Below are 11,372 nucleotides of genomic sequence, written 5' to 3'. Positions count from 1 at the left end.
GCTGGTTAGCAACCCAAATCAGCCCGTTCTCTCTAACGGTGACTCCATCCTGCGTACACTGGAAACGAAATCGCTAAAGCGCTCGCCTTGAATCAATACATGGTCGCTCAGTGCTTGCTGGGCCGCCACAGAGTCACCCCGCTCAATAGCCTCGACGATGGTTTGGTGCTCGCTGAGGGAATTATTGACCCGCTGGCGCACTTGGAGCTGCAAGCGCCGGTAAGGCTTTAAACGTTGTTTAAGTTGGCGCGCTTCGCTGGCCAAAAAAGTGTTGTGGCTAGCGGTGTAGATACAGTCGTGAAAGCCTTCGTTTTCGTAGTAATACTCGTCGCTGTCGCCGGCCAGGGCCGCTGCTTCGCAGCGCTGATGCGCTTCGCGTAACGCGGCCAGCTCTGATTCGGTAATCCGGCGCGCCGCCAAGCGGCCGCACATGCCTTCAAGCTCCGCCATCACCTCGAACATCTCGATCAGTTGATCAATCCCCACTTTCGCAACGAAGGTGCCCTTCTTCGGGGAAACGGTGACCAAGCCGCTGGCGACCAACTGTTGAAAGGCTTCGCGCACAGGCGTTCGCGAAACCTGAAACTCGCGCCCCAAGGCCTCTGGATCCAGGCGCTCTCCCGGTAAACGGCGGCCATTGATGATGTCATCCTCAAGAGAATCTCTTAATCTCTGAGCATTGGATCGCTTGGTGCCGGTCATCTTTTACCTCCTTGGATCGCGGCTCGTCTTAGCCGTTTTAATGCTGTCATACAGTTGACATTAGCATACATAGCGCCTATTGATATATATATCAGCTCGACTGATAGATACATACAGCCCATCCAAATACACAACAACAACTGTTGGAGACGCCTCATGCAACGCTATTTGATCTCAACTGCTGCCGCCCTCGGCCTCGCCATTGCCGCTTCCCACGCCTCTGCCGATACCGTGCTACGCGCGTCGCATCAATTCCCCGGGGGGCAGGGAGATGTTCGCGACGAAATGGTGCAAATGATGGCCCGCAAAGTAGCCGATGCGGATGTAGGGCTGACCATAGAAGTTTATCCGGGCCAATCGCTGTTCAAAGCGCGTGAACAGTGGGGCGCTATCGCTCGTGGTCGCCTCGATATCACCTCTCTACCGCTGGACTACGCTAGTGGTCGGCATCCAGAGTTTTCGGCTACGCTGATGCCGGGCTTAGTGCGTAATCAGGCCCATGCTCAACGCCTGAATGACTCTGAATATATGGACATGATTAAAGAAGTCATTCGCGAAGGCGGCGCTCGAGTACTTGCAGATGCCTGGTTATCCGGTGGCTTTGCATCTAGCGAACAGTGCGTTACCTCCCCGGATACCGTCGAGGGCCAAAATTTCCGTGCTGCCGGACCTGCATTTGAACAAATGCTTGAGGCCGCTGGCGCCTCCATTGCCTCCATGCCCTCTTCCGAGGTGTATACCGCCATGCAAACAGGTGTGCTGGATGCCGCCAATACCTCGTCGATGTCGTTTATCTCTTTCCGGCTTTATGAACAGGTTGAATGCTTGACCGAGCCGGGTGACTTCGCGCTCTGGTACATGTACGAACCCATTCTTATTTCTGAGCAGGTATGGCAAGAGCTTAACGAGGAACAGCAAGCAGCGCTGATAGAAGCCGGTGAAGCCGCAGAAGCCTTCTTTGCTGAAGAGGCCGCCGCCATTGATCAGGAAATGGTCGATCTTTACGAGGAGAACGGCGTTGAGGTGGTCAGCATGAGCGAAGACGACTACAACGCCTGGCTCGATATCGCCAAGGAAACCTCCTACAAAAACTTTGCCGACAATGTTCCCAATGGCCAGGCCATTATCGATGCAGCGCTGGCCGTCGAGTAAGCAACCCATAAACGCCTAACGGCTCGGCTGCCCTTCGGGGTGGCCGTTTTCAACTGATGCTTGCTTAGCTTGGCGAAATAACCAGCTTGACGAGGGAAATATGGCACCTGCAACGACTCACAATGCCCTGGCGCGTGGGGGCATCATCGGCGGCTACATTCGCGTCATGGATAAGCTTTCGCGGCTTTCCGCCTATTTAGCCTGCGCCATGTTTATCGCTGGCGTATTAGTGATTTGCCAGATGGTATTTATTCGTTACTTGCTTGGAATGAGCACCAGTTGGCAGACCGAATTCACCATCTTTTCAGTAACGGCAGCGATGTTGATGGGTAGCCCTTATGTACTGATGACCGGCGGGCACGTGGCTATCACTATTGTGCCCGATGCGCTGGGTGGTATTACCCGCACCATCATGCGTTTGATCGCTTCGCTGTTTGGATTAGGTTTCTGTGCCGCCCTAGCGTATGCCAGCTGGGTCTATGTTTTTGAGGCACTTCACGGTGAGTGGACGACGGGTTCCGTCTGGAATCCACCGCTGTGGCCCGCCCTGCTGCCCATGGCCGTCGGCGCCACCCTGCTGTCGCTGCAATATGTAGCTGAAATTCTGCGTGGGGAGAGCTAAGCATGGATCCCATTACCTTAGGCATTATTGTCGCCATCGCGCTGATTGCGCTGATGGCCATTGGCACCCCTATCGCTTTCGCCCTGGGCGGTGTATCACTGCTGGCGCTGATCTACGACCGTGGTCTTGCTGAGCTCACCTACTTCGGGGAAACCTTTTTTGACCGCATCGCCGAGTTTGGTTTTGTCGCCATTCCGATGTTTATTCTGATGGGCGCCGCGGTGGCCTCCTCCCCCACCGGGCGCGATCTGTATCGCTCGCTGGATCTATGGATGGGCAAGCTGCCCGGCGGCTTGGCGGTTTCCAATATCGGCGCCTGCTCTATCTTTGCTGCGCTCTCGGGATCGTCACCAGCCACCTGTGCGGCAATTGGTAAAATGGGCATTCCCGAAATGCGCATGCGCGGCTACCCGGATGGCGTGGCGGCGGGCTGTATTGCCGCGGGTGGCACCCTGGGCATCCTGATTCCGCCGTCGGTCACCATGATTATCTACGGCATCTCCACCGAAACCTCTATTGGTCGACTGTTTATTGCCGGGGTGGTGCCAGGCTTTATGCTTGCAGGCCTGTTTATGATCTGGACGATGATCGCCTGTAAGATGGCCGGTGGCTATAACAACCCGATGGCGGAGTCCGTCGAACGGCTAAAGCAGAACGTTAAGCAGAATGTTGATACCAACCTGAAAGCGCTAGTGCGTGTTCTGCCTTTCCTGGGCGTGGTCGCGGGTATCCTGTTTGCCTTGTACGGCGGGGTGGCAACACCGTCAGAGGCGGCGGGAGTGGGTGCATTTCTGTGTTTGGCGCTGGCTATTTTGATCTACCGCATGTGGCAGTTGGGCCCAATAAAACTGATTATGCGCGACTCGCTGCGCGAAAGCGTGATGATCATGCTGGTGATCGCCACCGCCGAAGTGTTCGCCTATGCGCTCTCCTCGATGTTTATCACCCAAACCGTCGCCGCCGCGATTGCTGATCTGGAGATCAACCGCTGGGCGCTGATGGGGGTGATTAACCTCTTCCTGCTGGTGGCCGGTTTCTTCCTACCCCCCGTGGCCGTGATCGTGATGACCGCGCCCATTCTGTTACCTATCATCCTGGCGGCTAATTTCGACCCCTACTGGTTTGCGGTGATTTTGACCATCAACCTGGAGATCGGTCTGATCACACCGCCAGTGGGTCTCAATTTGTTCATTATTAAAGGTATCGCACCGGATATTTCGCTGCGCGACATTCTGATGGGAAGCTTGCCCTACGCGCTATGTATGGTGCTGGGTATCTTGCTGCTGTGTCTCTTCCCAGGCATCGCGCTTTGGCTACCTAACTTGATCATGGGTTAAGGAGTTCGACCATGAACATGCTGTTTTTGCAGGAGCTGTTCAACAACATCACCCAGCGTGATGCGCTGTTGCGGCGGCGCCATCCCGAGACTTTAACGCCCGACCATGGGCAGTTGGTTAACGCCTGCCACAAGCTGTTGGAAAGCGATGGCGAAGCCTCCAGCATCGCGCTGGCAAGCCGCGCCTTGGCGATTTATCAGCGCCTTTCGGCAGCTGAAAAAAGCAGCTTTTTTGCCCGTCTAACGGCTGACTTTGCGGCCGAGCCCGGCCCCATTGACGCGGCCTATCTGGCGTATCAAGAGGTGCGCGACAACCAATCGCTACAGCGCCTGTTTGAAGCCTGCGAGCCCCGGCGCCAAGAGCTTTTTCGGCGTTTAAACCTGGCCAGCGACGGCACCTATGAGCTGGTTAAAATGCGTGAAGACCTGCTGGGGCTACTACGCGAACAGCCGGAATTAGCGCCCATCGACGACGATTTCGCCCATCTGTTCGGCTCCTGGTTCAACCGCGGTTTTTTGATGCTCAAGCGCATTGACTGGAACACTCCCGCTTCGATTCTAGAGAAGATCATCCGCTACGAAGCGGTACACGAAATACAGGATTGGGATGATCTGCGCCGGCGCCTGGATGCCCGCGATCGCCGCTGTTTCGCCTTCTTCCACCCCGCCATTGGCGACGAGCCGCTGATCTTTGTGGAAGTGGCCCTCCACAAGGGCTTGCCAAGCCGTATACAGCCCATCTTGTCGGGGGAAAGTTCTGGAGAGGGTTCTGGAGAGGGTTCTGGAGAGAGTCGTCATACTAAAAAAGCCATCGATGAGCCCGAGGATGCCGATACTGCGGCATTCTTTGGTATCAGCAACTGCCAGACCGGCCTGCGCGGCATCTCCTTCGGTAATTTTTTGATCAAGCAGGTGGTGCAAGAGCTCTCCCAGGAGCTGCCGCAGCTTAAATACTTCGTCACCCTCTCGCCGGTGCCTGGCTTCGCCCAGTGGCTGCAGGAGCAGCGTGAGGATGAGCAGCTTCCCTCGTCGCTGCGTAAATCACTCAAAGGGCTTGAAACCCCAGGATGGCATCAGGACAAAGCGTTTGAAGAGCAGCTTAAAGCCGCGATTCGCCCACTGGCCGCCCGTTACTTGGTCGAAGAGAAGAACCGCCACGGCCTGCCGCTCAACCCGGTGGCCCGCTTTCACCTCGGCAACGGCGCTGAACTCCACCGTATTAATTGGTTGGGCGATATCTCCGAGAAGGGCTTTAAACAAGCCGCAGGACTGATGGTTAACTATCTGTATGTGCTGGACGATATCGAGCGCAATCACGAAAACTATACCGCCAAGGCGACCGTTGCTTGCTCGAATGAGGTGCGCGACCTCGCCAAACGCGCTCGCAAGCTGGCCAAAGGAGAGACCACCAAATGAGCCACAACCTATTTGAAACCTTTGCTGCCAAAATGCGCGAGCGCGCAGAGGCCGATTTTATTACTACCCGCGATGGCCGCCGCTATCGCTACGCCGATGCGCTGACCATCAGTGCGCAGCTTGCCGGCGCACTAACCGAGCTAGGCGTTAAGCAAGGCGACCGCGTTGCCGTGCAGGTGGATAAAAGTCCTGAGGCGATACTGCTTTACCTGGCCTGCCTGCGCATCGGCGGCGTCTATTTGCCCCTCAATACGGGCTATACCGGCGATGAGATTCGCTACTTTTTAAATGACGCCGAGCCCGCGCTGTTCGTTTGTCGCCCCAAGATAGAAGAGCAAGCACTGTCGCTTGCTGCTGAAACCGGCTGTCCGGCGGTGGTCACCCTGGGCGGCGCCGCCGATGGTAGCCTGATGGAAACCGCCCAAGCGGCAGTACCAAGAGAAGACATCGTGGCACTTGGCGAACGCGACCTGGCCGCGATTCTCTATACCTCAGGCACCACTGGGCGCTCCAAAGGCGCCATGCTAACGCACAAAAACCTCGCCTCTAACGCCAAGACCCTGGCCAAAGCGTGGCACTTCAGCGCTGATGACCGGCTGATTCATGCGCTGCCGATCTTCCACACCCACGGCTTATTCGTCGCCTGCAACGTCACTTTGATGGCGGGCGCCAGCATGCTCTTCCTGCCTAAGTTCGATGCCGATGTCATTTTTGAAGAGTTGCCCCGTGGCACTGTGATGATGGGCGTTCCTACCTTCTATACGCGCTTGGTTCAGGACGAACGACTGACCCCAGAAGCTACCGCCAACATGCGGCTGTTCGTTTCCGGCTCCGCTCCGCTCACCGCCGAGACCCACGAGGCATTTGAAGCCAAAACGGGGCATGCGATTCTTGAGCGCTACGGCATGACTGAAACCAATATGAACCTCTCCAACCCCTATGACGGTGCCCGCCGAGCAGGCACTGTGGGCATGCCACTACCCGGTGTGGAGATGCGCATTACCAACCGAGAAACTGGCGCGGAGGTGCCGTTTGGTGAGATTGGCATGCTGCAGATTCGCGGCCCGAATGTCTTTATCGGCTACTGGCGAATGCCCGAAAAGACCCGCGAAGAGCTGTTAGACGACGGCTTTTTTATTACCGGCGATCTCGCCATGGTCGACGAGCAGGGCTATGTGCATATTGTTGGCCGTGACAAGGATCTGGTGATTTCCGGCGGCTACAACGTTTACCCCAAAGAGGTGGAGCAGGTGATCGACGAGCTTGATCAAGTCGCCGAATCCGCAGTGATCGGTCTACCGCACCCTGACTTTGGCGAGGGCGTTACCGCAGTGGTGGTTCGCCAGCAAGGCGCTGATCTTGGAGAAAACCAGCTTGAAGAGGAGAAAGTAATCACCCATTTAGATGGACGGCTCGCTAAGTATAAGCAGCCCAAGCGGGTCTTCTTTGTCGATGAACTGCCGCGCAATACGATGGGCAAAGTACAGAAAAATGAACTGCGCAAACGGTTCAACGACACCTACCAAACGCCTTAGTCGCCATTCCTAAGCGTTACCCACCCCTAAATATTTGCCCCAACTCTTTCACCTGACACGATAAGGGAAAGAGGCGGGGCGTTTTTTTGCGAAAAGGAACCATTTGCTCTACTAAATGTTAAGGTAAGGTCACTTAACGAACGATGGAGCAGATCGCCTTGACTACGCCTACCGTTACCAACGGCATCACCGCCAGCGAGCTATATAAATTAGTCCGCCAGCCGGCATCCAACAACGCTACAGAGGCCCCCCTTGAGTGGCCCGAGGGCACGATCAGCCTGGATGAGACGAATCAGACCCTGATCTGGGAGCTTAACGACTACGGCAACTTGCCGATTACCCTCTCGCGCAGCGAAAATGAGTGGGTCGCCATGGCGCCCATTGTGGCCGTTGATAGCGTCAACAATACCGCTGAACTCAACGAAGTGCTGTTGCGCCAGGGCATTTCGTTACCGCTGGCTTCCGTGGGCATTGTCGAAATCGACGGTCACGACTTTTATGTGGCTTACGGACAGCTGTTTGGCGACTCAAAGCTTGAATCGATTTGTGCCGAGCTACACGCCACGGCCAGCGCGGCCATGGACGTCGCCGAACTGATTCAAACGCACTTTGCCTAAGCCTAACAGGGGTTATCGAAAACAGAGTTAATCGGTCATCGCCACTGACATGCACACTGAAACAGTGGCGCTTTATTTAAAGATATTCTTAAAGAAGAGACACTTATATGTTAAGCAAAATTATGACTGCCCTGCGTGGCAAAGCGAATGAAACCGGTCAAGCCGTGGTGGATTCCCAAGCACTGCGCATTTTAGACCAGGAAATCCGCGACTCGGAAAATCACCTGAGCCAATCTAAAACCGAACTCACCCGCCTGATGGGCCAGCGCCAGCTAAACAGCAATAAAGCTGACGCCCTGGAAAGCAAAATCGCCGAACTGGAAAAAAGCGCTGAGGCCGCGCTGGATAAAGGTGAAGAAGCGCTAGCCGTGGAAGTGGCTGAACGCATGGTGGCGCTGCAGGATGACCTGGAAGCGGAGCGCGCTATTGTCAGCGAGTACGACGCCAGCATCGAAAAACTACGCGGCGCGATTCGCGGCACCGACAATCAGCTTCGCCAACTCAAGCAGCAGGTGAGCGTCGTTAAGGCGACTGAGTCAGCACAAAAAGCCCAATCTGCCGTCGCGGCTCGCCACTCAGGCCAGAACAGCGCCATGAGCAGCGCCATGGAGTCACTGGAGCGCATCAAAGAGCGCCAGCAGCTTAATTCAGCGCAAATGCAAGCCGCTGACGACATGGCCGCAGAAGAGAGCGGCAGCTCGCTTGAAGCACGCCTGAAAGCAGCCGGGGTGGGTGGCCAGAATCGCAAAGCAGACGACGTGTTAGCGCGCCTGAAAGCGAAGAAAAACGCCGCACAGGAATAAGCGTTAAGAGCAAATCAGCGTTTAAATTTATTAGGGAGCCAGGCCATGTTTAACACCCTCAAGGCACTTTTTCGCGCTACTACGGAGAAGCCACCCGAGCCTAACGAAGGCCGCCCGGTGGCCGCTGGCCTGCCTATGAGTATCAGCCAGGAAGACCTTGAGGGCCTACGCCTGGATGGGCGCGTCAATATTAAGCTGATCGGCCTGCGCGCCCACCCCGATGCACTGTTTCGCTGGAACGACGATGCCTACCATCATATAGCTGCCGTGGGGCACGTCGATCTTGGCCAAGGAGCGTACCTGGTGCGCTTCTATCTGGATAACGACACCTGGCTGCAGGCCAATATTGAGAACGGTCAGGTGCTTGAATATAAGCTGTTCGACTTTTACCGTGTTGCCCATCTCTCGGATGTCGAATTTGATCATTTGATAAACGGTGAAGATAAACAGCCCGACAGCATCGGCGCCCAAACCATCGCGCTCACCTCAACCACTGAGGAGGCGCGCAGTTGCACCTATCAGCGAGTGTGGGGGAATGGTGACAGCCTGTGGTCGCCGCCGGTGGTTTTCGAAGAGCAGGTAATGACCACCGAGAGCGTGTCGGCGCGCCATGTGACCCACCATGCCATGCTCTATGAGCGTACCATCGAAGGCGCTGAGCGTATGGAGTACTTACTGCTGAGCGCAGAAAGCGATGGCGAAGGCAGCTTTATGGCGGTGCACAACGTGGGGGTAGATGTGGCCTCCGTCGATATCGACGCTGTTTGACCCGCAAGTCTATTTTTAAGCTACTGAAAAGGAAGCAACCACCATGGTGAATTACCTCTACGGCCTGCCATCATTTATCGCCTATCTAGTCACGGCGATTATCCTGCTCGCCGCCTTTATGTACTGCTACAGCCGGATTACCCCGCACCACGAGTGGACGCTGATTCGCGAAGGTAATGCGGCCGCTGCTTCTGCCTATGGCGGCTCCATTTTAGGCTTCACCATTCCGCTGTACAGTGCGATGGCAAACTCCATTAGCTTCATCGATTTTGTGCTCTGGGGCATTGTCGCCTTTATCGTTCAACTGGCCACCTTCTTTGGCGTTAAGTTGTTTCTGCGCAAGCAGGGTGAAAGCCTGTCCCAGCACATTACCGAAGGCCACCAGGCCTACGGCATTTTGATGGCCAGCGTGGCCGTGGCAGTCGGCTTACTCAACGCCGCTTCGATGACTTGGTAACGACGACGTGGTAAAGGAGAGCCTGCATGTCAAAACACGATAGTACCCCTCATTTGCCGCGCCGCAAGCGCAGCGGGCGCTTGTCACTGGCGATGATGGGCGCCAGCGCCTTTGGTCTTACCGCCTGTGGTCAACCGCCCCAGGAAGAGCAAATCACCGATATAGAATTCGACCAGCCGCGCAGCTTTCAAAGCGTTGAAGATTGCGTTGCGGAGAATGTCTATACCCGTAGCGCCTGCGAAGATGCTTACGAAGCCTCATTAAAAGAGGTGCCGCGCTATAGCACCCTGGAGGAGTGCGAAGCGGAGAATGGTGAAGGCGCTTGTACCGCGCCGACCGAAGAGCAGTCTCAAGCGGCTACGGGTAGCACCGGCGGCAGCTGGTTCATGCCTGCCATGATGGGTTATATGGTCGGCAGCATGATGTCCAACACCAATCGTGGACGCTCCTTCGAGCGGGTGTATCAGGAGCCGGTGTACCGCAATCGCCAGAACCAGGGCAACTGGAACACGGCCTCTAGCCAGGCGACTCAGCGCGTCACTCAGCGTAACGATGCCATGCGTAGCTCAGTGGCTCAGAACCGCCAAGCCGCGTCTCAGCGCCGAGGCTTTGGCTCACGCTCTTCTGCCCGCGGCGGCTGGGGCTCATAACCCCCAGGCAAACATTACTATGCTGCGAATCGATATCCCTGAAAGGAAAGAGTGGAAAGCCCTGGCCCACGAGCTGGGCTTTCATTTTCATACCATCGACGGGGAGCCTTACTGGAAAGAGGATGCCTACTACCAGTTCAGCCTAGAGCAGGTAGAGCGAGATATCGAAGCGCCTACCGAGGAAGTGCATGAGATGTGCATGGAGCTGGTGGACAAGGTTTGCCACTCCAATGCGCTTATGCAGCGTCTGGCGTTGCCTGAACACATGTGGGACAGCATCCATAATTCCTGGAAGTCGGGCCAACCGCACCTCTACGGACGAATGGATTTTGCCTATTCAGGCGATGGCCCGGCGAAACTGCTGGAGCTCAACTACGACACCCCTACCTCGCTCTACGAAGCGGGCTTTTTTCAGTGGGTGTGGCTTGAGCAAGCCATCCAGCAAGGCATCCTGCCGCGCCATGCGGATCAGTACAACTCTATTCAAGAGCGCCTGATCAATGCCATGGCGCACCTTGGCGATCGCATTGAAGCGCGTACACTCTATTTCTCCTGCATCAAAGATAATGCTGAAGAGCGCGCCACCGTGCACTACCTGCAGGATGTGGCGGTGCAGGCGGGGCTCAAGGCGCCTTTTATCTACACCGAGGATATTGGCCTACAAACCGGGGCAGAGCACTTTGTTGACCTTGATGACCAGCCTATCCACGCCCTGTTCAAACTCTACCCCTGGGAAGAGATGGCCGACGATGCGTTTGGCGAATATATCCCACAGCTAAACACCCACTGGTTTGAGCCGCCCTGGAAAGCCATTCTCTCCAACAAGGGGATTCTGCCCCTTTTATGGGAACACTTTAAAGGCCACCCCAATCTACTACCGGCGTTTTTTGAGGATGCCAATAGCCCACCACTGCCTGCGGGCTGGGTGCGTAAACCGTTCTTCTCCCGGGAAGGCAGCAATGTGGAGCTAATCACTCCAACTGGCCAGCGGGAGGCCGTGGACGGCCCCTATACCGACAGCCCATGGATTCGGCAGGCTTACCACCCGATGCCGCGCTTTGGTAATAACCACGCCTTAATTGGCAGTTGGGTAGTGGGCGACCGCGCCTGCGGCATGGGCATTCGTGAAGACGTTGGTCGCATCACCAAAGACTCCTCCTGCTTTGTGCCCCACGCGATCGTGTAAGCGCAAGTACCAAAATACACTTATTACAGGCTAGCCAGTCCTCACAAAAAAAGCTGAAATCGTTGCCACTACCCTAAGTAGAGTGGTAAGTATCACTCTACTTCTAACCCTGAGCGCTATTGAGCAGC

Annotated in this window: 12 protein-coding genes; 11 read left to right on the top strand and 1 reads right to left on the bottom strand. The window is 55.9% G+C overall.

Annotated elements, in window-relative coordinates:
• Positions 1 to 18: 18 nt before the first annotated feature.
• Positions 19 to 702, bottom strand: a complete 684-nt coding sequence (locus ACW17M_RS14235) for a GntR family transcriptional regulator (RefSeq protein WP_022521859.1) — start codon at positions 700 to 702, stop codon at positions 19 to 21.
• A 156-nt stretch (positions 703 to 858) separates the two neighbouring features.
• Between ACW17M_RS14235 and dctP the strand changes: the two genes are divergently transcribed.
• The 11 genes from dctP (at position 859) to ACW17M_RS14180 (ending at position 11,244) form a co-directional block, all read left to right on the top strand.
• The gene (dctP, locus tag ACW17M_RS14230; RefSeq protein ID WP_009285859.1) at positions 859 to 1,854 is read left to right on the top strand and encodes a TRAP transporter substrate-binding protein DctP; all 996 of its coding nucleotides are present in this window, start codon (positions 859 to 861) and stop codon (positions 1,852 to 1,854) included.
• 100 nt (positions 1,855 to 1,954) lie between these two features.
• Positions 1,955 to 2,476 (top strand): TRAP transporter small permease subunit, encoded by a 522-nt coding sequence (locus ACW17M_RS14225; protein WP_027957005.1) that lies wholly within the window; start codon positions 1,955 to 1,957, stop codon positions 2,474 to 2,476.
• A gap of 2 nt (positions 2,477 to 2,478) precedes the next feature.
• Positions 2,479 to 3,813 carry a TRAP transporter large permease gene (locus ACW17M_RS14220; RefSeq protein WP_009285860.1) on the top strand — a complete coding sequence of 445 codons (1,335 nt, stop codon included), beginning with the start codon at positions 2,479 to 2,481 and terminating at the stop codon, positions 3,811 to 3,813.
• Positions 3,814 to 3,824: 11 nt separating this feature from the next.
• Complete coding sequence (locus tag ACW17M_RS14215) at positions 3,825 to 5,228, top strand: malonyl-CoA decarboxylase (RefSeq protein WP_457547672.1); 1,404 nt, start codon at positions 3,825 to 3,827, stop codon at positions 5,226 to 5,228.
• Positions 5,225 to 6,763, top strand: a complete 1,539-nt coding sequence (locus tag ACW17M_RS14210; protein ID WP_009285862.1) for a malonate--CoA ligase — start codon at positions 5,225 to 5,227, stop codon at positions 6,761 to 6,763. Before ACW17M_RS14215 ends, ACW17M_RS14210 begins: the two co-directional genes overlap by 4 nt.
• A 158-nt stretch (positions 6,764 to 6,921) precedes the next feature.
• Complete coding sequence (locus ACW17M_RS14205) at positions 6,922 to 7,380, top strand: DUF2170 family protein (protein WP_230803468.1); 459 nt, start codon at positions 6,922 to 6,924, stop codon at positions 7,378 to 7,380.
• Between the two features lie 107 nt (positions 7,381 to 7,487).
• Positions 7,488 to 8,183 carry a PspA/IM30 family protein gene (locus ACW17M_RS14200; RefSeq protein ID WP_009285863.1) on the top strand — a complete coding sequence of 232 codons (696 nt, stop codon included), beginning with the start codon at positions 7,488 to 7,490 and terminating at the stop codon, positions 8,181 to 8,183.
• 45 nt (positions 8,184 to 8,228) lie between these two features.
• Entirely contained in the window at positions 8,229 to 8,951 is a 723-nt protein-coding gene (locus tag ACW17M_RS14195; RefSeq protein WP_141440608.1) for a DUF2491 family protein, read from the top strand.
• 43 nt (positions 8,952 to 8,994) lie between these two features.
• Entirely contained in the window at positions 8,995 to 9,408 is a 414-nt protein-coding gene (locus ACW17M_RS14190; RefSeq protein WP_022521852.1) for a DUF350 domain-containing protein, read from the top strand.
• A 26-nt stretch (positions 9,409 to 9,434) separates the two neighbouring features.
• On the top strand, positions 9,435 to 10,058 hold the full coding sequence (locus ACW17M_RS14185) for a DUF1190 domain-containing protein (RefSeq protein WP_027957008.1): 624 nt from the start codon (positions 9,435 to 9,437) through the stop codon (positions 10,056 to 10,058).
• A 19-nt stretch (positions 10,059 to 10,077) separates the two neighbouring features.
• Positions 10,078 to 11,244, top strand: coding sequence for a glutathionylspermidine synthase family protein (locus ACW17M_RS14180; protein WP_039857276.1), 1,167 nt, complete (start codon positions 10,078 to 10,080; stop codon positions 11,242 to 11,244).
• Positions 11,245 to 11,372 lie beyond the last annotated feature (128 nt).

It is taken from the genome of Vreelandella sp. 2A-K22 (assembly GCF_054065485.1).
The sequence above is the reverse complement of the archived record's forward strand: the minus strand, read 5'-3'. Positions and strand labels throughout refer to the sequence as shown.